This window comes from Sphingomonas sp. PvP055 (genome assembly GCF_040546365.1).
In the GTDB taxonomy this organism is placed as follows: Bacteria; Pseudomonadota; Alphaproteobacteria; order Sphingomonadales; family Sphingomonadaceae; genus Sphingomonas; species Sphingomonas echinoides_A.
Map to the genome: position 1 here is coordinate 3331327 of NZ_JBEPNS010000001.1, position 21646 is coordinate 3352972.

Below are 21646 nucleotides of genomic sequence, written 5' to 3' on the forward strand. Positions count from 1 at the left end.
AGCGGTTGCATCATCCCTCGATCCGCGAAAAGTCCGCCACATTGTGCACCGCAGCACGAACCCGGTCGAGCAATGCGAGACGGGCCGTGCGCTTTTCGGGCGCGGGGTCGTTGACGATCACGGTTTCAAAGAACGTATCGATCGGTGCGCGCAAGCTGGCGAGCGCGGCCATCGCGGCCTCGAAGTCCTCGCGCGCGATCGCCGCAGTGGCGGCGGGTTCGGCGGAGTCGAGCGCGGTGGCGAGCGCAGTCTCTGCTGGTTCGGGCGTGTAGGACAGCGAAACCTTCTCCCTCTCCCCGCTTGCGGGGAGAGGGTCGGGGAGAGGGGCAGTATCGGGCGATGGCGCTTGTGGCAGCCCCTCTCCCCGGCCCTCTCCCCGGAGGGGAGAGGGAGAAGAAGGAACGCCCTCTTTCTTTAGGATATTCGCGGCGCGTTTGTACCCGGCGAGCAGGTTCGTGCCGTCCTCGGTGCCGATGAACTTCTGCAACGCATGGACGCGCGCGAGCAGGCGGACGAGATCATCCTCCCCACCGAGCGCGAACACCGCATCGATCAGGTCGTGGCGGACACCGGCTTCGCGTTGCTGGACCTTGAGGCGGTCGGCGAAGAAGTCGGATAGAGGCCCATCAATACGAGCTCCTCTGCTACGGATTTCTTCCATAACTGCGGCTCGTTCGTCGTCTTGCTCTGTGGTCTGCCCAATGTCAGGAATTGCTTCAAGTACGTCGAACAGATCTCCGTACTCGGGGCTGATCCATCCGATCACCTTTTCCAGCTTTGATGCGCGAAGCGACAAATGGAGCTGATTGGTCGTTATCAGCAGAATTGAAGCTACTGCCGCCCGCCTCAGTGCAAAGGGATCCTTCGACCCAGTCGGACGCATGTCGTATGAGAAAAAGGTTAGAAGGGTATCCAGCTTGTCTGCCAGCGAAACCGCCACCGTCACCGGATCGGTCGGCACGTCATCGCCCTGCCCGACCGGCTTGTAGTGATCGCGGATTGCGGCGGCGACGCGGGGGTCTTCGCCTTGCGCGGCGGCGTAATAGCCGCCCATCAGGCCTTGCAGCTCGGGGAATTCGCCGACCATGCCGGTGACGAGATCCGCCTTGCAGAGCCGGGCCGCGCGTTCCGCCAGATTGGCGAGCTCTTCCTTTAGCCCCTCCCCTTCAGGAGTGGCGGGTGAACCGCGCCCCGCGCGGTTCAGATCAGGCTGGGAGCCTGATCGACCCGCCACTGGGTTGGGGTGGGGCAGTTCAGCAATCTGGCCGTCGGAAGCAGGCACGGCCCCACCCCCAACCCCTCCCCTGAAGGGGAGGGGCTTTACGATGCCCTCTTCGACCAGCCACCGTGCCAGCTTCGCTACGCGCGCGACCTTGTCCGCGACCGTGCCGAGCTTCTCATGGAACACGATCCGGTCAAGCTTCTCCGCCTGTGCCTCTAGCGGCACCTTGAGATCGGTCTCGTAGAAGAACTTTGCATCCGACAGCCGTGCCGCGAGCACCTTGCGGTTGCCCTCGACGATCTTCGCGCCGCCATCGACCGCATCGATATTGGCGGTACAGACGAACGCATCCGCCAGCGCACCACCGGCATCCCGGCACACGAAATACTTCTGGTTCACGCGCGCGGTCAGCTGGATCACTTCGGGCGGGACGCTCAGGAACGACGCGTCGAAGCGCCCCAACAAAGGCACCGGCCATTCGGTGAGCCCGGCATTCTCGGTCAGCAGCCCCTCGTCCTGCACCAACTCTAGCCCCGCCTTGCGCGCGGCCATCGTCGCGCCGAGCGCGATGATCTGGCGGCGTTCGGCCTGGTCGACGATGACGTGGCAGGCGCGCAATTTCTCGACATAATCGTCGGCCGAACCGATCGTGATGATGCCGGGGTGGTGGAAACGATGCCCGACGGTGGCGGCACCGCTGGTGATGCCGGCGATAGCGACGGGCACGATCTCCTCGCCGAAGAGCGCGACGACCCCCTGCAACGGGCGGACCCAGCGCAGCGATTCCATCGTGGTCGACGTCCCGCCCCAGCGCATCGCCTTGGGCCAGGGGAAGGCGCGGATGATCGCGGGGATCGCATCCGCGAGCACGCCGGCGGTCGCGCGACCGGGCTTGTCGACCACCGCGAACAGCACGCCGTCGCGCTCGACCAGTTGCTCGCGCGTAAGGCCGGTCTTGCGGAGAAAGCCTTCGAGCGCCTGCGGCGGCGCGCTGGCCTTGGGGCCCTTGGTTTCCTCGGACACGGCGGCGGTCTCGGTCGGGAGCCCGCGGGCGATCAGCGCGAGGCGGCGCGGCGTCGCGTAGGTGACGAGCTCGGTCGCGGCGAGACCGGCTTTCGCCAGTTCGGCGGCGAACAGCTTGGCGAGATCCTCGCGCGCGCGGTCCTGCATCCGCGCGGGGATTTCTTCCGAGCGGAGTTCGAGGAGGAAATCGGTCATGCGGGCACCGTCAAGAAGGGTTTTATCACGCAAAGGCGCAAAGACGCCAAGAGAAGGGAGAAGGAAGGGCCATAGCCTTCGGCGGGAAAGCCCGAGCGAAGCTCAACAAAACCCTCACCAGCGCGCGCGCCGCCTGCTGCGGCACACACCCTCTTAGCGCCTTTACGCCTTTGCGTGATCAAACCCTTCTTCTCACACAAAGCCACAAAGCCACGAAAAGACGGAAAAATGCCTGCGGCGCGGATCATGCGGTCCACCCCGGATAGGCTTCCTGCCACGCGGGCGTGTGCTTTTCGATCCACGCCTGGCAGCTGCCCTTCGCGAGATCGCGCACGCGGCCCATATAGGCCTGCCGCTCGGCGACCGAGATGACCCCGCGCGCCTGCAACAGGTTGAACACGTGGCTCGCCTTGATCGCCTGCTCGTACGCCGGGATCGGCAGCCCCGCCGCCAGGCTGTTCTCACATTCGGCGACATGCTTGCGGAACGAATCGAACAGGCTGTCGGTGTCCGCCACTTCGAAGTTCCAGGTCGACATCTCGACCTCATTCTCGTGGAACACCTCGCCGTACGTCACGCCCGCGTCGTTGAACGCGAGGTCGTAGACGCTATCCTTGTCCTGGATGTACATCGCGAGCCGCTCGAGCCCATAGGTCAGTTCGCCCGCGACCGGCTTCATGTCGAACCCGCCCATCTGCTGGAAATAGGTGAACTGGGTGACTTCCATCCCGTCGCACCAGACTTCCCAGCCGAGGCCCCAGGCGCCGAGCGTCGGCGATTCCCAGTCATCCTCGACGAAACGGATGTCGTGTTTCGTGAAATCGATCCCGATCGCCGCGAGCGACCCGAGGTACAGCTCCTGCAAGTCCGCCGGGCTCGGCTTCAGGATCACCTGATACTGGTAATAATGCTGGAGCCGGTTGGGGTTCTCGCCATAGCGGCCGTCGGTCGGGCGGCGGCATGGCTGGACGAACGCGGCATTCCACGGCTTGGGGCCGAGCGCGCGCAGCGTCGTGGCGGTGTGGAAGGTCCCCGCCCCCATTTCCATGTCATAGGGTTGCAGGATCAGGCATCCCCTATCGCTCCAATAGTCATGGAGCGTTAGGATCATCCGCTGGAAGCTCATCGGGCGGTCGGTCATGATAAGCAGGGCTTTGGCGCAGCGCAGCAAGGGGGTCAACGCCTCATCGGAAAGCTGTTAACCCGCGCTGGTTTAGGGGTTAGGGCGGCGACCATTCGCCGGACACGCATCGGGACGCTTCGCAATGACCTTCACCCGCCCCTTTCTTGCGCTCACCGCGCTGTTACTGAGCAGCGGCGCGGTCGCGCAGACGGCACCCGCGCCGGTGCAGATGCCCGCCACCCCCCGCGCCGCTACGATTCCGGCAGATCCCGCACTGTGGGTGGTCAAGGACAAGGATACGACGGTGTATCTGTTCGGGACGATCCACGCGCTCAAACCACATCTTGGCTGGTTCGATTCGGCGGTGCGCGAGGCGTTCGACGCGAGCGGGCAGCTGATCCTCGAAATCCCCCTCCCCGATCCCGCGACCGCGCAGGCCGTGATGCTCCCGCTCGCAACCGATACGTCGGGGGTGCCGTTGATGCAGAAGCTCAACGCCGGCGACCGCGCCGCTTATGCCGCCGCGATGACCAAACTCGGCATCCCGCCCGCCGCGGTCGAGAAGTTCGAGCCGTGGTTCGTCGCGGTCACCCTCTCCCAGTTGGCGTTGCAAAAGGCCGGCTTCAGCGCGGCGGACGGCGCGGAAGCAACGCTCACCGCCGCCGCGACCGCCGCGGGCAAGCCGATCAGGGGGCTCGAGACGCTGCAGCAGCAGCTCGGCTATTTCCATGCGCTGTCGCAGGCGGACCAGATCGCCTTCCTGGTGTCGAGCGTGCAGGACATCGACAAGTTCGACGGGATGATCAACGCGATGCTCGACCGCTGGAAAGCGGGCGACGCCGAGGGCCTGAGCGCGCTGATGAACGAGGACCTGACGAGCCAGCCCAATCTGTACCGGATCCTGCTGGTCGAGCGGAACAAGCGCTGGGCGGCGTGGATCTCCGAACGGATGAAAAAGCCGGGGACGGTGTTCATCGCGGTCGGCGCGGGGCATCTCGCAGGGCGCGACAGCGTGCAGGTGCAACTGGCCAAGCGTCACCTCAAAGCCGTGCGCATCCGCTATTGATCCGGCGCTTCGGCCTTATGTTCGCGTTGCTGCTGGCGGGATGCGATCGGACACCGCCGACGCCCGCGCGGCCCGCACTGTGGCGGGTGTCGGATACGGATACGACGATCTGGCTGATCGGGACGATCCACGCACTGCCCCCCAAGGTGCAATGGCAGACGCCCGAAGTGGAGCGCGCGATCGGCGCGGCGGACACGCTAGTGCTCGAAGTGCCCCCGGTGGCGAGCGCTAGTGCGCACGAACAGTTCGAGACGCTCGCCCGGCAACGCGGCCTGCCCGCGCTGCTCGATCGCGTCCCGCCCGCGGATCGCGCGCTCTTAAAGCAGGGCATTGCCGCGGCGAGCCAGTCCGCCGCCGATCTCGACGGGTACAAGACCTGGGCCGCCGCGCTGGTAATCGGCGCGGGTGCGGGGCATGTCAGCCAGGCGTCCGCCGACGACGGGGTCGAGGCGGTGCTGACGCAGCGGTTCGCGGGCAAGACGATCGGTGCGCTCGAATCACGCGAGGGACAGCTCCACCTGTTCGATCGCTTTGCCCGAGGCGTCGCAGCGGCGGTTGCTGCTGGATGCGGCGCGCGATGCGATCGACCCGGAGCAGGGGTATCGCCCGCTCCTCGCCGCCTGGATCAAGGGCGACGCGGCGAAGCTGTCCGCCACGCTCGATCCCGTCCGCCAGGACCGCGCGATCGCGGACGCGCTGATCGACCAGCGCAACCGCCGCTGGGAGCGCGCGATCGTCGGGCGGATGGCGCGCCCCGGCCGCGTGCTGGTCGCGGTCGGCGCGGGGCATCTGGTCGGGCCGGGCTCGGTCATCGCCCTGCTCCGCGACCGCGGGCTTAACGTGGAGCGGGTCGAGTAAGCCCGTCTTACACGTTCACCCGACCGGTCCGCACCAGCTTGCCCCAGCCGACGCGCGGGCCGCGCAACGCCTGGGTGATCGCCTTGAGCACGACGTAATACATGATCTGGCGATAGCCGAAGCGCTGCGGGATCAGCAGCCACAGCAGGCGCCAGTCCTCGCGCCGCTCGAGCGCGAACGCGACGATCGCGGCGAGCAGGTCGATCAGCGTGAACACCAGCCAGTAGATCAGCATCTTCTCAACATCATGCTGGGTCTGCGCCCAGCCATGCGCTAGCACCGCGAGATAGGTCATCACGAAGCTGACGATCAGCGCGAGATCGATGATCGGTGAGATCGCCGCGAAGACGATCTGGAACAGGATCGCCTGCGGCAACCCCACGCGCGCGAGCCCGCGCGGCTTGCCCGTCGCCATGATGCTGCCGTGCTTCCACAGACATTGCAGCGTGCCGAACGCCCAGCGGAAGCGCTGCTTGGCGAGACCCTTGATCGTCTCGGGTGATTCGGTCCAGGCGACCGCATATTGGTCGTAGGTGACCTTCCACCCGGCACGCTGGATCGCGATCGTCAGGTCCTGGTCCTCGGCGAGCGTATCGTCGGGATAACCGCCGACCTGCTTGATCGCCGCCAGACGCCACGCGCCGACCGCACCCGGCACCACCGCCATCGCATCAAGCCGTGCGAGCGCGCGGCGTTCGAGGTTCTGCGCGGTGATATATTCGACCGCCTGGAACCGCGTCAGCAGATTGACGCGGTTGCCGACCTTGGCGTTGCCCGCAACCGCGCCCAGCGTCGGATCGACGAACCAGCGCGCCAGACGCGCGATCGTGGTCGGCTCGAACTGCGTATCGGCATCGAGCGCGATGACGATCTCGCCGGTCGCCAGATCCAGCGCGCGATTGAGCGCGCGCGCCTTGCCGCCGTTTTCGAGCGTGAGCAATTTGACGCGCGGGTCATGCGCGAACGCGGCGTCGACCACGGCGCTCGTCGCGTCGGACGATCCGTCATCGATCACGATCACCTCGATCCGCACGTCGGTCGACGCGAGCACGCCCCGGACTGCACGTTCGATCACCAGTTCCTCGTTGAACGCGGGGATCATCACCGTGACGAACGTGTCGGGGTCGATCGGCGGGAACACCATCCGGCTCTCCCGACGCGCCTGGATCAACGCAAGCGCCGACAGGATGACCGCGCGTGCGATCCCGATCGAGATCGCGAAGAAGAAGATCCAGCCGAGCGCGACGACGATCCCGCCGAGCGCGCTGAAGATGAACAGGTTGAACTGCGCGGTCACCTGCTCGCTCTTGGAGATCGGCGGCATCGCCACGTCGCGCGGGATGCCGGCGAGTTCCGACACCGGAACGAAGCGATAGCCCTTGGCGCGCAGTTGATCGATGATCTGCGGCAGAGCGGCGAGCGTCTGCGACCGGTCCCCGCCCGAATCGTGCAGCAGAATGATGTTGCGGCTGCACTGCGGTTCATCGTCGTCGGTGCAACGGCCCGCCGGATCGATCACGTCCGCGACGGTCCGGTCGATGATCTCCTGTGTCCCCGGTCGCTTCCAGTCATCCGGATCGACGTGGAGCCCGACCGATATGTACCCGAGATTCTGTGCCTGCAACGCCGGCGAGATTTCGTCCGCCGTGGTCGGCTCGGCATCGCCGAAATAAGGTGCGCGGAACAGACGGAGCGAATGGCCGGTAAACGCCTGGAACAGCCGCTGCGTGGTGTTGAGCTGAAAACGCGTTTCGGTTTCGGACGAACCCGCCAGGTTGGGATGGGTGTAGGTATGGCTGCCGATCTCATGCCCCTCGCGGATCATTCGTTCGAGCAGGCGGCGTTGGGTCAGCGCGTTCTCGCCGATCACGAAGAACGTAGCCGGTGCGTTCTTCTCTTTCAGGACGTCGAGGATCCGCGGCGTCCACACGGGGTCGGGTCCGTCATCGAAAGTGAGTGCGAGCAATCCCGGACGATAGCCCGTTCGCGCGACGATATAGGGCGACGGCAAGGTCACGAAATGGACGTCCGCGATCCCGCCGTTCCTGCCGGCGACCGCTTGCCGCACACCCGCAACGGGGACACCCGCAATCTTCAGGATCTCGCCGCTGCCCTCGATATCGACATCGGTACCCGCCGGGATCGCGTTGATCGCAGAGGGAGCAGGCAGACTGCGATGGGACCGCCCGAAGATCGACCATAGCGATGGGTCCTCCGCGCCGAGCCGCCACACCGCGACGCCGTTCAATCCGACACGGCTGAGGAATTTCATCTGGTTGTAGGCGGACGCCGCGTCGAGCAGCCAGACGACGTGGCGGTGGCTCCCTTCCATATACGCAAAGCCGGTGTTGCCGCTGGCCTTGTCGAAGACCGGCATCGCGCTCGACTCCCGCGCGGCCTGCCACGCTTCGTCGATCGGCAGCGGTTCGCCGCCGCCGTCGTGCCAGTCGTATCCGTAGCTGCCGATCGCGACGACGATCTTGTTGCGCGGCACGCCCTTCACCGCACGCGCGACCGAGCGTTCGAACCAGCCCTGCGAGGCGATCGGCCCGGAATCGCCGCTGGTCTCGTGTTCGTCATACGCCATCAGGAAGACGCGATCGACGATCGCGGCGAAGGATTTGATGTTCCATCCCCCCTCGTCGTCCGCCGCGCCGATCGGCACCGCGATTGCGATGACCCAATTGCGCTTCGCGAACCGCGCCTTGGCTTCGCGCAGGAACGTGCGGAAATCCGCCTGGCCGCGCGGGCTCAGTTCCTCGAAATCGAAGAACGCGCCGCCCGCACGGTTGCGCACCAGCCACGGCTCGAGCTTGTCTAGGAACGCCTTGCGCTGCGGCGCGGACCGCAACAGCGCTTCCATGCCCTTCGCATCCCAGACGCCGTCCTTGGCGTTCTGGATCATCGGCAGGAGCAGCGGGCGGTGCGTCGAACGGTTGATGATCTCGCGCCCCGCCGTATCGCGAAACACGGATATGTCGTGGTTCGTGCCCGTAACCGAAACCCACCCTGGGATCAGCCAGTCGAGATCGTTGATATGACGCCGCAGTGAGGCGACGCTCGATTCGTCCCACGGCACGTGAAAGCCGATCGCCAGCGGCTGATCGACCGCCGCGCCGACCCCGCGTGGGGGGGCCGCACCCATGAGGCGCGCGTAATCGACGATGTCGCGCCGTGCGCGCTTGAGCAGCGGATCGTGCGGCGGGGGCAGCTTGGTATAGGCCGCATGTTCCGCTTCGACCGGGAGCAACGGCGGCGCCGGAACCACGCCGATCGACACGCTCAGCGCAGCGATCGACAGCAACACGAGCAGGACGAAGGCCGCGACCGCCATCGCAAAGCGACGCCGCCGGCGACCCGAGGCGTCATAGAAAATTGGTGCGCGGCTCATCGGCGAGGCATCCCCTGAAATGTTCTCATCCGTCACGATCGTTCACGATCGCATCGCCGCTTTCGCATGGCGTTAGCGCGACGCCAAGGTGACATTGATGTCATCTGTCAGGCGTTAACCTCATAAGGTTAACCGCTTGCTCCCCGGTCGCTTCCGGTTACGATCATCGGGCAGGAGAGCGAACCCAATGCGTCACATCGCGATCGTCGGTTCCGGACCGGCAGGATATTACACCGCGGAGGCATGCCAGAAAGCGTTCGGGGACGACTGCCGCGTCGATATCATCGATCGGCTGCCTGTTCCCTACGGGCTGATCCGCAGCGGCGTCGCGCCCGACCACCAATCGATCAAGGCGGTGGCGCGGCGGTACGAAGCGGTCGCGCTGAGCGATACGGTGCGGTTCGTCGGCAACGTCTCGGTCGGTGAGGCGGTATCGGTGCCCGAATTGCTGGACCTGTACGACGCGGTCGTGCTCGCCACCGGCGCGCCCGCCGACAAGCCTTTGGGCGTGCCCGGCGACGATCTGCCCGGCGTGATCGGCTCCGCCGCATTCGTCGGCTGGTATAACGGCCACCCGGATTTCGCGGCGCTCGATCCGCCGATCGGCGGGCTCGACGCGGTCGTCGTCGGCGCGGGGAACGTCGCGCTCGACGTCGCGCGGATCCTGGCGAAGACCGAGGCCGAATTCGGCGGATCCGACATCGTCGGCCACGCGCTCAACCGGCTGCGCGCCGCGGAACACGCCACGGTCACGCTGCTTGCCCGGCGCGGACCGCATCAGATCGCGATGACGCCCAAGGAACTGGGGGAACTGGCACATCTGACGCGTGCGGTCCCGCTGGTCGATCCGGCGGACTTGCCGCCGCTCGCAGACGACGCCGCGCTCGACCCCGGAATGCGCAAGGCGGTCACGCATCTGCGCGATTTTGCGCAACCCCACGCCGACAAACCGGTCCGGATCGTGTTCGACTTTTTCGCGCGCCCCGTCCGCGTCGAAGGCGCCACCCACGCCGAGCGCGTGATCGTGGCTCGCACGCGGCTCGACGAGTCGGGGCGGCTGGTCGACACCGGCGAGGAATATGCGCTTCCCGCGACCCTGGTGGTCAGCTGCATCGGCTACCGCACGCCCCCGATCGCGGGGGTGCCCTATGACGACGCGCTGGGCCGCTTCGCCAATGTCGACGGGCGAATCGCGCCGGGGCTGTACGCGGTCGGCTGGGCGCGGCGCGGTCCGACGGGCACGATCGGCACCAACCGGCCCGACGGCTTTGCGATAGCGGACCTGATCGCGGCCGACATTGCGCGCGGCAGCGAAAAGGCGGGTCGCGCGGGCCTCGATTCGGTGCTGACCGAGCGCGGCGTCGACATCGTCACTTTCCGCGACTGGCAGAAGATCGAAGCCGCGGAAGTCACCCGCGCACGCGAGGGTGCCCCGCGCGAAAAGTTCGCCACGATCGCCGAGATGCTCGACGCCCGGACATGATCCCGGCGCAATTGCGGGGTCGGCGCAACTTTTCGCTTGCTAGGGTGCCCCTCCCCGGCTAACCGCTCGCCCCTGCAATGTGTCGGGGCGTGGCGCAGTCTGGTAGCGCACTGGTCTCGGGGTCCAGGGGTCGTAGGTTCGAATCCTATCGCCCCGACCATTGCAGCGATAGCTTCGCCTGACAGGGCTTGAGGCAGTTTCCCCGAAAAGTTCAAATCATCCGTACGAACCTGCGGCGTGCCGCTGGGCCGAATAGCGCACGTCCCGTTACTTGGCCGCGCGCCACCGTACCGTGACCTTCGCGACCACCCCTGCGTTCGCCGGGGTGGTCGCGGCGTGATCAGCCCTTGTGCTTCGCGCGCCAGTCGCGAACCGCCGCAAGCGTACCCTCGACATGACCGACCGGATTGTTCTGCGTCAGTTCGTAAATCACCTCGCCGGTCGGCGCGATGACGTAGGACGTGCGGCTCGTGATCTTCGAACCCGCGGCATAGGATACGTCGTAATTCGTGATCATCGGCAGCGTGGCGGCGGCGACCGGAAAGGCGCTGCGGCATTCTTCTTTCGAGAAGGCGTCGATCTTGTCGATGCCGCCCGCCGTCAGGCCGACCAGCGTCGCGCCCGCCTTCTTGAAGTCGGCGGCGGCTTCAGCGAACTTATGCGCCTCGATCGTGCAGCCCGCGGTAAAGGCGGCGGGGAAGAAATACACGACCACCGGCCCCTTCTTGAGTGCCGACGCGAGCGAGAAGGTGAACGGTTTGCCACCAAGCGCGCCCTGCGTGCTGAAGTCGGGTGCCCTGGCCCCGACCTTCAGCGCGGCGGTGGCGGGCGCTGCGAGCGCGACGGTCGCGGCCAGAGCGAGGGCGGCGGCAGCATAGGGGCGAGCGAACGTCATGCGGATTCTCCTGGCGATGTTTTGCAAAGCCTAGCTCGCCCCCTTTTGTTCCGCCAGCGGCAATCGGCCCGCGACGAATCGCCCATGTTGCGTTGCCCTGTGCGCATGCTATCGCCGCAAGCATGACCACCCCGCTTGACCGCATCCGCAATTTTTCGATCATCGCGCATATCGACCATGGCAAGTCGACCCTCGCCGACCGGCTGATCCAGCAGACCGGCGGCCTGACCGCGCGCGAAATGTCCGAGCAGGTGCTCGACAATATGGACATCGAGAAGGAGCGCGGGATCACGATCAAGGCGCAGACCGTGCGCCTCGCGTATAAGGCGAAGGACGGCCTCGATTACGTCCTTAACCTGATGGATACGCCAGGACACGTCGACTTCGCCTATGAGGTCAGCCGCAGCCTCGCCGCGTGCGAGGGCGCGCTGCTCGTGGTCGACGCGGCGCAAGGCGTCGAGGCGCAGACCTTGGCCAACGTCTACCAGTCGATCGAGCATAATCACGAGATTGTGCCCGTCATCAACAAGATCGACCTTCCCGCCGCCGAGCCCGAAAAGGTCCGCAAGGAAATCGAGGACGTGATCGGCATCGACGCGTCCGGCGCGGTGCTTGCGTCGGCAAAGTCGGGGATCGGCATCGAGGACATCCTCGAGGCGATCGTCACCAAGATCCCACCGCCCAAGGGCGATCCCGAGGCGCCGCTGAAGGCGATGCTGGTCGACAGCTGGTACGATCCGTATCTCGGCGTCGTCATCCTCGTCCGCGTGATCGACGGCGTCCTGAAAAAGGGTCAGCAGATCAAGTTCATGCAGACCGGCACGATGCATCTGGTCGACCGGGTCGGCTGTTTCCGCCCGAAGATCGAGCAACTGACCGAGCTCGGCACCGGCGAAATGGGCTTCATTACCGCGCAGATCAAAGAGGTCGCGCAAACTCGCGTCGGCGACACGATCACCGATGCGAAGCGACCGGCTTTGGAAGCACTGGCGGGCTTCAAGGAAGTCCAGCCGGTGGTGTTCTGCGGGCTGTTCCCGGTCGACGCCAACGACTTCGAGAAACTGCGCGAGAGCATCAGCAAGTTGCGCCTCAACGATGCGAGCTTCTCGTTCGAGATGGAAACCTCGGCGGCGTTGGGCTTCGGCTTCCGCTGCGGGTTCTTGGGACTGCTCCACCTGGAGATCATTCAGGAGCGCCTGACGCGCGAATATGACCTCGACCTGATCACGACTGCGCCGTCAGTGGTGTACGAGATTCAGCTGACCCACCCCGATCCTGCGGGCACGACGCAAATCGAGTTGCACAACCCCGCGGACATGCCCGAGCCCAACAAGATCGCGACGATCAGCGAGCCGTGGATCGAGGCGACGATCTACGTCCCCGACGAATATCTCGGCAGCGTATTGAAGCTGTGCCAGGATCGCCGCGGTATCCAGAAGAACCTGACCTATGTCGGCGGCCGCGCGCAGGCGACCTACGAGCTGCCGCTCAACGAAGTGGTGTTCGATTTCTACGATCGGCTGAAGTCGATGTCGAAGGGTTATGCCAGCTTCGATTACCATCAGATCGGCTATCGCGAGGGCGATCTCGTCAAGATGAGCATCCTCGTCAACGAGGAGCCGGTCGACGCGCTGTCGATGATCGTTCACCGCGGCACCGCAGAAGTGCGCGGGCGCGGGATGGTCGAGCGGTTGAAGGACCTGATCCCACGCCATCTGTTCAAGATCCCGATCCAGGCCGCGATCGGCGGCAAGGTGATCGCGCGCGAGACGATCAGCGCGATGCGCAAGGACGTGACCGCGAAATGCTATGGCGGCGACGCGACCCGCAAGAAGAAGCTGCTGGAAAAGCAGAAGAAGGGCAAAGCGAAGATGCGCGAGTACGGCTCGGTCAGCATTCCGCAGGAAGCGTTCATCGCCGCGCTGCGAATGGGCGACGACGGCTGACGCGCTGGGGGTCGGGCTCGCCCTTCCCCCCTGCTAACCGTCACTCCGCGCCCCCCAAAGGCTGCCGTCATGCTGAACTTGTTTCAGCATCCACCGCGCAACAGGCATCGTCCGGACTCGCGGAGGGCTGGATCCTGAAACGAGTTCAGGATGACGGACGGTTTTTCAGAACGCTCGCTTTTGCGGGAATGACGGCGTTAGCGACCGACCTCAAACGCCAAAAACCCCGACCAAGGCCGGGGTTCTGGTATCATTGGCGATGTGTCGAAGCGCTCATTTGCCCTGCGGCACTGCTCCACCCGGGGCTCCACCCGGAACGCCCGCAGGCGCACCCGGCATTCCGCCCGGCGGCATGCCGCCAGGAGCGCCGCCGCCCTGCATCATCTGCTGCTGCATCATTTGCTGCTGCTGAAGCTGCTGGACCGCGGCCTTGGACAGGAAATCGAGCATCTCGATGTCGAACACCAGCGTGGAATGCGCCGGCATCCCCGGACGCGCGGTGTCGCCATACGCGAGGCTAGGCTTGATCCACACGCGGTATTTGCCGCCCTTGGGGATCAGCGACAGTGCTTCCTCGAAGCCGGGAACGACCTGATGCTCGCCAAGCGGCACCGGGAACGGACGCTGGCTCTTGTCGAACACCGTGCCGTCGACGAACTTGCCCTCGTAATTGACGAGCGCGACGTCCTGGTCGGTCGGCGGGGCACCGGTGCCCGGCGTCAGCACCTGATATTGCAGGCCCGATGGCGTCTGCTTGACGCCCTTCTTCTGCGCATTGTGCGAGAGGAAGGTCGCTGCCGGATCAACCGGGGTCTGCACCGCCAGCGCCGCAGCGCCAACCGCGGCCACCGCGATGCCGGCCCACAGATACACCAACACACGCCGCTTGACGGGCTTCAGCGGAACAGCGGTGATCGACATGGGCGCTCCCAGGTGGGCGGTCGGGTCAGTAGAAGAGAGACTGGCGGGCCAATCACGACCCGCCCGAAGTCACGGTGTTACCGTGCTCCGTCACGCTCCATGCGCTTACGCTCGAGCTTGCGCGCGCGACGAACAGCAGCGGCACGCTCGCGGGCGCGCTTCTCGCTCGGCTTCTCGTAATGCCGGCGCAACTTCATTTCGCGGTAAACGCCTTCGCGCTGCAGCTTCTTCTTGAGCGCGCGCAGCGCTTGGTCGACATTGTTGTCGCGAACGATGATTTGCATAAACCCGAACAGCTCCGAATCGATAGAAAAGCGCCGCCGCGAACATCAGGTCCGCGTCGCAAGGCGTGCGCCCTACACGGCTGGGTTGTAAGTTTCAACCCGTGGCACAGCTTTTACGTGACTTGCCGGCCCTCCCCTCGCTAAGCGAACGGCATGACCGGAACACCGCTTACCCTATATAACAGCCTGACGCGAACGCTAGAGCCCTTCGCGCCGATCGACCCGCATGTCGTGCGGATCTACACCTGTGGCCCGACCGTCTATAACTATCAGCACATCGGCAACATGCGCGCGTTCCTGTTCGCGGACACGCTGGGGCGGGTGATTCGCTGGAAGGGTTGGCCGACCAAGCACGTCATCAACATCACCGACGTCGGCCATCTGACGAGCGACGCGGACGCGGGCGACGACAAGATGGAAAAGGCCGCCGCCGCGCAGGCCAAGTCGATCTGGGACATCGCCGCGCATTATACCGCCGCGTTCAAGGACGACGTCGCGCGGCTCAATATCGAGCCGCCCGCCGAATGGACCGTCGCGACCGACCACATCAACGAGATGATCGCCTTCGCGCAGAAGATCGAGCGCGACTGCTATCTCATCGACGGCGGGCTGTATTTCGATACGAGCAAGGTGCCGCATTATGGTGCGCTCGCGCGGGCGACAACCGATCAGGGTGAGAGCCGGATCGACCCGGTGTCGGGCAAGCGCAATGCCGCCGACTTCGCGATCTGGCGGCGCTCTCCCCCGGGTGAGCAGCGCCAGATGGAATGGGACTCGCCGTGGGGCAAGGGCGCGCCGGGGTGGCATCTCGAATGCTCTGTGATGAGCCTCAAGCATCTCGGGCATCCGTTCGACATCCATACCGGCGGGATCGACCACCGCGAGATCCATCACCCCAACGAAATCGCGCAGAATCAGGCGTTCTGTTCGTGCGAGGACACGGGCGCGCAAATCTGGATGCACAACAACTTCCTCGTGGATCGCGGCGGCAAGATGTCCAAGTCGACCGGCGAATTCCTGCGGTTGCAGACGCTGGTCGACGCCGGGTTCCACCCGCTCGCCTATCGGCTGATGTGCCTGCAGGCGCATTATCGCAGCGAATTGGAGTTCACCTGGGACAATCTCGCGGCGGCGCTGACTCGGCTCAAGCGGCTGGTGATCGCGCTGGATGCGTTGCGCGGACGCGACGACGGGACGCTCAAGGGCGATGCCGAACCGTATCTGGCGCGGCTCGAGGAAGCGGTCGCGGACGACCTCAATACGCCGCGCGCGCTGACCGTGCTGGACGAACTGATCGCGGACAAGAAGCTGTCGCCAACGGTGCGGATCGGCGCGATCGGAGATTTCGATGCGGTGCTGGGGTTGCGCCTCGCCGAACTGACGAGGGCGGAAATGCGGTTGCGTCCGGGGAGTGCGACGATCGACGAAGCGACGATCGACGTGCGGATCGCGGAACGCAAGCAGGCGCGGGTCGACAAGGACTTCGCGGCATCGGATGCCATTCGCGATTCGCTCGCGGCGGCGGGGGTCGAGGTGATGGACGGCGATGCGCTGGGATGGGACTGGAAGTTGGGCGCTTCGTAGGGCCAGACGTAAGGAGCACCTTGCTCGAATGCCGGCGTTCCGAGGGAGGGGCCAAGAACGCCCCCTCCCCCACGTCCGTCATTTCCGATCGGCGGGCTTGGATCGGTACCGCCGTTTCATCACAGCGTCCGCCAGTGGCGAACCCCGCGGGCACGGGGGAACGTATGTGGCGGTGAAAGCGCGCCTCAATCGTGCACGGTCAGCCATTCCATTGTGGGCGCCCGCGCCGCCCGCACCGCATTCGCCGGATCGGCGGTGTCCTCCAGCCCGATCGCCATGCCACAGAACAGCATGCGTTCCCCGGGCAAGCCGATCGCTGCGCCGACCGTCTCTGGATACATCGCCCAGCATTCCTGCGCACACGTCGCCAGCCCCGCCTCGACCGCGAGCAGCATCACGGTCTGAAGATACATGCCGAGGTCCGCCCATTGCGGCGGCCCCATCCGCCGGTCGATGCTGCAGAACAGGGCGGCGGGGGCGCCGAAGAACTGGAAGTTGCGCGCGAACCACGAGCGCCGCGCCGCCGTGTCGGCGCGCGGGATGCCGAGTTCGGCGTACAGCGCCTCCCCGACCGCGAAACGCCGGTCGCGGTATGGCGCGACGAGGTCACGGGGATAGATATCATAGGCCGGCTCCTCGGTCTCGCCGCGCAACAGCTTCGCGGCGATCGTCTGCTTGAGCGCGGCGAGCGGTGCACCGGTCATCAGGTCGACGTGCCACGGCTGCAGATTTCCGCCGGTCGCCGCCCGCGCAGCCTTTGTAACGATCGCGTGCAACAGTTCCGGATCGACCGGGTTCGGGAGGAACCCGCGGACCGATCGCCGCGCCGCAATCGCTTCGCTGACGAACATGGAATCTCCTTTCGAGCCTTGGGTATGCAAGCGCACTCTTGCCCGGGAGCGGCATTCAGGGCAAGACAGTTGCAAAATACAACCCTTATGGAGAGTCGAGCATGGCCGAGGCCTATATCGTGGACGCAGTGCGCACCGCCGGCGGCAAGCGCGGCGGAAAGCTCGCCGGGTGGCATCCGGTCGATATGGCGGCAGCGGTGCTCGACGCGATCGTCGCGCGGACCGGGATCGACGGCGCGGCAGTCGACGACGTGATCATGGGCTGCGTCATGCAGGGCGGGCAACAGGCGGGGCAAGTCGGCCGCAACGCGGTGCTCGCGGCGAAGAACCTCCCCGACAGCGTCCCTGCCGTATCGATCGACCGGCAGTGCGGCTCGTCGCAACAGGCGATGCAATTCGCTGCGCAGGCGGTGATGTCGGGGACGCAGGACATCGTGATCGCAGCGGGGGTCGAGAGCATGACGCGCGTCCCGATGGGCACCACTGCGACGCTGTTCATGAAAGAGGGGCTGGGCAACTACAAGTCGCCGCTGCTCGAGGAGAAATACCCCGGCATCATGTTCAGCCAGTTCATGGGCGCGGAGATGATCGTCAAGAAGCATGGCTTCACCCGCGAGCAGCTCGACACGTTTGCGGTCGAAAGCCACCGCCGCGCCGCCGCCGCGACCGACCGGGGTGCGTTCGACAAAGAGATCCTGGCGCTCGACGTCGAGACGCCCGACGGCATCATCAGCCACCGCACCGACGAAGGCATCCGCGCGGACGCGACACTGGAGAGCATCGGTTCGGTCAAATTGCTGCAGGAAGGCGGCAATATCACCGCCGCCAACGCCAGCCAGATCTGCGACGGCGCCTCCGCGGTGATGATCGTCAGCGAACGCGCGCTCAAGGAACACGGGCTGACCCCGCTCGCGCGGATCGTCAACCTGACCGTCACCGGGGGCGACCCGGTGATCATGCTCGAGGAACCGCTGTTCGCGACCGATCGTGCGTTGCAGCGCTCGGGGATGAAGATCGCGGATATCGACCTGTATGAGGTCAACGAGGCGTTCGCGCCGGTGCCGCTCGCGTGGCTGAAGCATACCGGCGCGGATCATGCGCGGTTGAACGTCAACGGCGGCGCAATCGCCTTGGGGCATCCGCTCGGCGCGTCTGGGACGAAGCTGATGGCGACGCTGGTCCATGCGCTGCACGCATCGGGCGGGCGCTATGGGTTGCAGACGATGTGCGAAGGCGGCGGGATCGCCAACGTCACGATCATCGAGCGGCTTTGATTTTTCTTAGCCCCTCCCCTTCAGGGGAGGGGTTGGGGTGGGGAAGTCCAGCAGAACAAACCTCTCTGCGAGGCACGCTCCACCCCCATCCCCTCCCCTGAAGGGGAGAGGCGTTCTTGCTCCAAGGGAGGGACTCCGACATGAACCTAGACTCCAGCAAATCCGCGATCGTCACCGACGGTGCATCCGCCCGCGCCGCCAAGCGCGCCAACGCCGCGATCATCGAACGACTCTGATCTCACTTAGCCCCTCCCCTTCAGGGGAGGAGTTGGGGTGGGGAAGTCCAGCAGAACAAACCTCTCTGCGAGGCACACCCCACCCCCATCCCCTCCCCTGAAGGGGAGGGGCGTTCTCGTTCCAAGGGAGGGACCCTAACATGAACCTAGACTCCACCACCGCCGCCGCCGCCGTCGTCACCGGCGGCGCCTCCGGCCTCGGCGCCGCGACCGCGCGCGCGCTTGCCGCCAAAGGCGTCAAGGTCGCGATCTTCGACATGCAGACCGAGAAGGGCGAAGCGATCGCCGCAGAGATCGGCGGCACCTTCTGCGAAGTGAACGTGACGTCCGAAGAGTCGGTCGACGCGGGCTTCGCCAAGGCACGCGCGGCGCACGGGCAGGAATCGATCCTCATCTGCTGCGCGGGCACCGGCAATGCGATGAAGACCGCGAGCCGCTCGAAGGAAGACGGCAGCATCAAGCATTTCAGCCTCGCCGCGTTCGACTGGCTTATCCAGATCAACCTCGTCGGCACCTTCCGCTGCGTCGCCAAGTCGGCGGCGGGGATGCTGACGCTCTCGCCCGGTGAAGACGGCGAACGCGGCGCGATCGTGATGACAGCGAGTGTCGCCGCCGAGGACGGGCAGATGGGCCAGGCGGCCTATTCCGCGTCCAAGGGCGGGGTCGTCGGCATGACGCTGCCGATCGCGCGCGACCTGATGGGGGAAGGCATTCGCGTCAACACGATCCTTCCCGGCATCTTCGAGACGCCTTTGATGCAAGGCGCGCCACAGCAGGTGAAGGACAATCTCGCCGCCTCGGTCCCCTTCCCCAAACGTCTGGGAAAGCCCGAGGAATATGCCAAGCTCGCGCTCTCGATGGTCGAGAACAGCTACTTCAACGGCGAAGACGTGCGGCTCGACGGCGCGATCCGGATGGCACCGCGCTGAATGGGACGGCATGATCCGGCGCGACAGGACCGCGCGCATTACCCGCACACCACGACGATCCAGACACGGTTCCAGGATCTCGACGTGCTCGGCCATATCAACAACGTCGCGATGGCAGCGCTGTTCGAGAGCGCGCGGGTGCGGTTCAACCGGTCGCTCGACCTGGCAGGCTGGTCGGGGCATCGCTGGCTCGTCGCGCGTGTGGAAATCAACTATCTCGCCGAGGCCTATTTCCCCGATGACGTCGAGGTCGCGACCGGGATCGGCGAGATTGGCAATCGCAGCTGGCAGATCCTGTCGGCGGCGTTTCAGCGCGGCGCTTGCGTCGCAACGTGCGACGTCGTCCTCGTCATGAGCGCAAGCGGCGGGCTGACCACATTACCCGACGATTTCCGCGCCGGGCTGGAGGCGAACCGGGTCGGCTGATCGATAAGCTCGTCACCCCGGCAAAGGCGAGACTTCTGCGGCGGGAGTTCCGTAAAATTGCCCGTCATCCTGAACTTGTTTCAGGATCCAGCCCTCCGCGAGTCCGGACCATGCCCCCTGCACGGTGGATGCTGAAACAAGTTCAGCATGACGCCAGCTTTGGGGCGAGGGGTACTCGAACATAGCGGCCCCGGCCTTCGCCGAGGTGACGGCCGTAGCCACACGCCACCCCAACCTTGACTTCCGCCCCCGCCTCGGCCATATGGCGCTCATCGAAGCGTCATGCAGCGTGATCGGACTTTATCGTCCCAGCTCCGCCTCGGTCGTTACCAAACGGACTTCCCTTTTCACGCGGGGTGTCAAATCTCCCCCCGCCATCCGCGCGTCGAGAACGTGCGTCCATGGCATATGCAATGGAATACACTTTCATGTCTTTCGCACATCTCGGCCTTGCCGAGCCGCTCGTCCGCGCGCTCGAAGCAAAGGGCTATACCTCCCCCACACCGATCCAGGCGCAGTCGATCCCGATGCTGCTCGAAGGCCGCGATCTGCTCGGCATCGCGCAGACCGGCACCGGCAAGACCGCCGCGTTCGTGCTGCCGTCGATCCAGCGCCTCGTCGCGGCCGACAAGCGCGTCCTGCCGACGCATTGCCGCATGCTGGTGCTCGCGCCGACGCGCGAACTCGCCAGCCAGATCGCTGATAGCGCGCGCGATTATGCGAAGTTCTCCAAGATGACCGTCGCGACGGTGTTCGGCGGGACCAGCATCAACAAGAACCGCCAGGACATGAGTCGTGGTGTCGACATCCTCGTCGCCACGCCGGGCCGTCTGCTCGACCTGATCGAGCAGCGCATGGTCAGCCTTGCGATGCTCGAAATCCTCGTGCTCGACGAAGCCGACCAGATGCTCGACCTCGGCTTCATCCACGCGCTGCGCAAGATCGTGAAGATGCTGCCGCGCGTGCGCCAGACGCTCTTCTTCTCGGCAACGATGCCGAACGCGATCCGCGAGCTCGCCGACCAGTTCCTCAACGATCCCGCAACCGTCAAGGTCGCGCCGGTGTCGAGCACGGCCGAGCGCGTCGAGCAGTATGTCTATTTCGTCAACCAGGGCGAGAAGCAGGCACTGCTGACGATGCTGCTGGCGGACGGCGCGATCGAGCGTTGCCTCGTCTTCACGCGGACCAAGCACGGCGCGGACCGCGTCGTGAAGCTGCTCGGCGCGAACGGCATTCCCGCCAACGCGATCCACGGCAACAAGAGCCAGCCGCAGCGCGAGCGTGCGCTCGGCGAGTTCAAGACCGGCAAGGTCAAGGTGCTGGTCGCGACCGATATCGCGGCACGCGGGATCGACGTTTCGGGCGTTAGCCACGTGTTCAACTTCGAGCTTCCCAACGTGGCAGAGCAGTACGTCCACCGCATCGGCCGCACCGCGCGCGCCGGCGCCTCGGGCATCGCGATCAGCTTCTGCGCGGATGACGAGCGGAGCTACCTGCGCGACATCGAGAAGCTGACGCGCGTCAAGCCCGACATGGTCAAGCTCCCCGAGGGCTTCATGGCCGAAGCCGCCCGCATCAAGGCGGCACGCCCGGCGGGTTCCGACGTCAGCGATCGTCCGCGCGACGAGAGCGGTCGTCACCGTGCGCCGCCGCGCGCAACGCACGCCGCCCGCCCGACCGGCGAGCGTCCGGCCGGCGGCAGCCGTCCGTATAGCGCTGGCGGCGCAGGCCGTCCGGCGGGTGGCGCAGGCCGTCCGGCAGGCGCTGGTCGTCCGGCCGGTAGTGGTCGTCCCGGTGGCAGCGGCCGTCCGGCGGGTGGTGGTCGCCCAGCTGGCGGCGGCGGCGGTCGGCGGTCGCCTGCGGCTGGCTGAGGCTTTGCAGCCTTGAGCGGTTAAGGAACGGTCGGTCCCACGGGACCGGCCGTTTTTTTGTAAGTGCC

At 65.6% G+C, this 21646-nt stretch carries 17 protein-coding genes, 1 tRNA gene and 1 pseudogene; 11 read left to right on the forward strand and 8 right to left on the reverse strand.

What is annotated here, in order from left to right:
* Positions 1-10 precede the first annotated feature (10 nt).
* The 3 genes from glyS to ABIC16_RS15785 are packed head-to-tail and all read right to left on the reverse strand — an operon-like array spanning position 11 to position 3581.
* A complete protein-coding gene (gene glyS, locus ABIC16_RS15775; protein ID WP_354291794.1) occupies positions 11-2440 on the reverse strand; it encodes a glycine--tRNA ligase subunit beta in 2430 nt (809 codons plus the stop codon).
* Entirely contained in the window at positions 2437-2688 is a 252-nt protein-coding gene (locus tag ABIC16_RS15780) for a hypothetical protein (protein ID WP_354291795.1), read from the reverse strand. Before ABIC16_RS15780 ends, glyS begins: the two co-directional genes overlap by 4 nt.
* Positions 2685-3581 (reverse strand): glycine--tRNA ligase subunit alpha, encoded by an 897-nt coding sequence (locus ABIC16_RS15785; RefSeq protein WP_277967638.1) that lies wholly within the window; start codon positions 3579-3581, stop codon positions 2685-2687. The genes ABIC16_RS15780 and ABIC16_RS15785 overlap by 4 nt, the downstream gene beginning before the upstream one ends.
* Positions 3582-3705: 124 nt before the next feature.
* On the opposite strand from ABIC16_RS15785, the gene ABIC16_RS15790 reads away from it, so the two are divergent.
* The 3 genes and pseudogenes from ABIC16_RS15790 to ABIC16_RS15800 all read left to right on the forward strand — a co-directional run bounded on the left by ABIC16_RS15790 (position 3706) and on the right by ABIC16_RS15800 (position 5487).
* The gene (locus ABIC16_RS15790; RefSeq protein ID WP_354291796.1) at positions 3706-4629 is read left to right on the forward strand and encodes a TraB/GumN family protein; all 924 of its coding nucleotides are present in this window, start codon (positions 3706-3708) and stop codon (positions 4627-4629) included.
* A 17-nt stretch (positions 4630-4646) separates the two neighbouring features.
* Positions 4647-5096: pseudogene (locus ABIC16_RS15795) on the forward strand (TraB/GumN family protein); the annotation flags it as partial.
* A gap of 19 nt (positions 5097-5115) precedes the next feature.
* The gene (locus ABIC16_RS15800; RefSeq protein ID WP_354291797.1) at positions 5116-5487 is read left to right on the forward strand and encodes a TraB/GumN family protein; all 372 of its coding nucleotides are present in this window, start codon (positions 5116-5118) and stop codon (positions 5485-5487) included.
* Positions 5488-5494: 7 nt separating this feature from the next.
* Here the strand turns inward: ABIC16_RS15800 and ABIC16_RS15805 are convergent, their stop codons facing one another.
* Positions 5495-8878 carry a trifunctional glycoside hydrolase family 18/polysaccharide deacetylase/glycosyltransferase family 2 protein gene (locus ABIC16_RS15805; protein ID WP_354291798.1) on the reverse strand — a complete coding sequence of 1128 codons (3384 nt, stop codon included), beginning with the start codon at positions 8876-8878 and terminating at the stop codon, positions 5495-5497.
* Between the two features lie 187 nt (positions 8879-9065).
* Here ABIC16_RS15805 and ABIC16_RS15810 point away from each other — a divergent pair, with 187 nt between their 5' ends.
* Both ABIC16_RS15810 and ABIC16_RS15815 read left to right on the forward strand, forming a co-directional pair.
* Positions 9066-10361: an FAD-dependent oxidoreductase gene (locus ABIC16_RS15810; protein WP_354291799.1), complete on the forward strand. Its 1296-nt coding sequence runs from the start codon at positions 9066-9068 to the stop codon at positions 10359-10361.
* A gap of 83 nt (positions 10362-10444) precedes the next feature.
* A tRNA-Pro gene (locus ABIC16_RS15815) sits at positions 10445-10521 on the forward strand.
* A gap of 180 nt (positions 10522-10701) precedes the next feature.
* Here the strand turns inward: ABIC16_RS15815 and ABIC16_RS15820 are convergent.
* Entirely contained in the window at positions 10702-11256 is a 555-nt protein-coding gene (locus ABIC16_RS15820) for a peroxiredoxin (RefSeq protein WP_354291800.1), read from the reverse strand.
* A 122-nt stretch (positions 11257-11378) separates the two neighbouring features.
* On the opposite strand from ABIC16_RS15820, the gene lepA reads away from it, so the two are divergent.
* Positions 11379-13202 carry a translation elongation factor 4 gene (gene lepA, locus ABIC16_RS15825; RefSeq protein WP_354291801.1) on the forward strand — a complete coding sequence of 608 codons (1824 nt, stop codon included), beginning with the start codon at positions 11379-11381 and terminating at the stop codon, positions 13200-13202.
* A gap of 273 nt (positions 13203-13475) precedes the next feature.
* Here lepA and ABIC16_RS15830 read toward each other — a convergent pair whose 3' ends face one another.
* Together ABIC16_RS15830 and rpsU are read right to left on the reverse strand one after the other, a co-directional pair.
* Entirely contained in the window at positions 13476-14123 is a 648-nt protein-coding gene (locus tag ABIC16_RS15830; protein ID WP_354291802.1) for an FKBP-type peptidyl-prolyl cis-trans isomerase, read from the reverse strand.
* A 77-nt stretch (positions 14124-14200) separates the two neighbouring features.
* Positions 14201-14407 carry a 30S ribosomal protein S21 gene (gene rpsU / locus ABIC16_RS15835; RefSeq protein ID WP_010162663.1) on the reverse strand — a complete coding sequence of 69 codons (207 nt, stop codon included), beginning with the start codon at positions 14405-14407 and terminating at the stop codon, positions 14201-14203.
* 153 nt (positions 14408-14560) lie between these two features.
* Here rpsU and cysS point away from each other — a divergent pair, with 153 nt between their 5' ends.
* A complete protein-coding gene (gene cysS, locus ABIC16_RS15840; RefSeq protein WP_354291803.1) occupies positions 14561-15991 on the forward strand; it encodes a cysteine--tRNA ligase in 1431 nt (476 codons plus the stop codon).
* Between the two features lie 185 nt (positions 15992-16176).
* Here the strand turns inward: cysS and ABIC16_RS15845 are convergent, their stop codons facing one another.
* Positions 16177-16842: a nitroreductase gene (locus ABIC16_RS15845; RefSeq protein ID WP_354291804.1), complete on the reverse strand. Its 666-nt coding sequence runs from the start codon at positions 16840-16842 to the stop codon at positions 16177-16179.
* Positions 16843-16943: 101 nt separating this feature from the next.
* Here ABIC16_RS15845 and ABIC16_RS15850 point away from each other — a divergent pair, with 101 nt between their 5' ends.
* From ABIC16_RS15850 to ABIC16_RS15865, 4 genes are all read left to right on the forward strand, one after another.
* Positions 16944-18116 carry an acetyl-CoA C-acetyltransferase gene (locus tag ABIC16_RS15850; RefSeq protein WP_354291805.1) on the forward strand — a complete coding sequence of 391 codons (1173 nt, stop codon included), beginning with the start codon at positions 16944-16946 and terminating at the stop codon, positions 18114-18116.
* A gap of 376 nt (positions 18117-18492) precedes the next feature.
* On the forward strand, positions 18493-19281 hold the full coding sequence (locus ABIC16_RS15855) for an SDR family NAD(P)-dependent oxidoreductase (RefSeq protein WP_354291806.1): 789 nt from the start codon (positions 18493-18495) through the stop codon (positions 19279-19281).
* Positions 19282-19707: an acyl-CoA thioesterase gene (locus ABIC16_RS15860; RefSeq protein WP_354291807.1), complete on the forward strand. Its 426-nt coding sequence runs from the start codon at positions 19282-19284 to the stop codon at positions 19705-19707.
* Between the two features lie 428 nt (positions 19708-20135).
* Positions 20136-21578, forward strand: a complete 1443-nt coding sequence (locus ABIC16_RS15865; protein ID WP_354291808.1) for a DEAD/DEAH box helicase — start codon at positions 20136-20138, stop codon at positions 21576-21578.
* Positions 21579-21646: the final 68 nt, after the last annotated feature.

What these genes read in the sequence shown, in the direction of transcription:
- glyS (WP_354291794.1), bottom strand. Translation starts at nt 2,440, where the DNA reads ATGACCGATTTCCTCCTCGAACTCCGCTCGGAAGAAATCCCCGCGCGG.
- ABIC16_RS15780 (WP_354291795.1), bottom strand. Translation starts at nt 2,688, where the DNA reads ATGATCCGCGCCGCAGGCATTTTTCCGTCTTTTCGTGGCTTTGTGGCT.
- ABIC16_RS15785 (WP_277967638.1), bottom strand. Translation starts at nt 3,581, where the DNA reads ATGACCGACCGCCCGATGAGCTTCCAGCGGATGATCCTAACGCTCCAT.
- ABIC16_RS15790 (WP_354291796.1), top strand. Translation starts at nt 3,706, where the DNA reads ATGACCTTCACCCGCCCCTTTCTTGCGCTCACCGCGCTGTTACTGAGC.
- ABIC16_RS15805 (WP_354291798.1), bottom strand. Translation starts at nt 8,878, where the DNA reads ATGAGCCGCGCACCAATTTTCTATGACGCCTCGGGTCGCCGGCGGCGT.
- ABIC16_RS15810 (WP_354291799.1), top strand. Translation starts at nt 9,066, where the DNA reads ATGCGTCACATCGCGATCGTCGGTTCCGGACCGGCAGGATATTACACC.
- ABIC16_RS15820 (WP_354291800.1), bottom strand. Translation starts at nt 11,256, where the DNA reads ATGACGTTCGCTCGCCCCTATGCTGCCGCCGCCCTCGCTCTGGCCGCG.
- lepA (WP_354291801.1), top strand. Translation starts at nt 11,379, where the DNA reads ATGACCACCCCGCTTGACCGCATCCGCAATTTTTCGATCATCGCGCAT.
- ABIC16_RS15830 (WP_354291802.1), bottom strand. Translation starts at nt 14,123, where the DNA reads ATGTCGATCACCGCTGTTCCGCTGAAGCCCGTCAAGCGGCGTGTGTTG.
- rpsU (WP_010162663.1), bottom strand. Translation starts at nt 14,407, where the DNA reads ATGCAAATCATCGTTCGCGACAACAATGTCGACCAAGCGCTGCGCGCG.
- cysS (WP_354291803.1), top strand. Translation starts at nt 14,561, where the DNA reads ATGACCGGAACACCGCTTACCCTATATAACAGCCTGACGCGAACGCTA.
- ABIC16_RS15845 (WP_354291804.1), bottom strand. Translation starts at nt 16,842, where the DNA reads ATGTTCGTCAGCGAAGCGATTGCGGCGCGGCGATCGGTCCGCGGGTTC.
- ABIC16_RS15850 (WP_354291805.1), top strand. Translation starts at nt 16,944, where the DNA reads ATGGCCGAGGCCTATATCGTGGACGCAGTGCGCACCGCCGGCGGCAAG.
- ABIC16_RS15855 (WP_354291806.1), top strand. Translation starts at nt 18,493, where the DNA reads ATGAACCTAGACTCCACCACCGCCGCCGCCGCCGTCGTCACCGGCGGC.
- ABIC16_RS15860 (WP_354291807.1), top strand. Translation starts at nt 19,282, where the DNA reads ATGGGACGGCATGATCCGGCGCGACAGGACCGCGCGCATTACCCGCAC.
- ABIC16_RS15865 (WP_354291808.1), top strand. Translation starts at nt 20,136, where the DNA reads ATGTCTTTCGCACATCTCGGCCTTGCCGAGCCGCTCGTCCGCGCGCTC.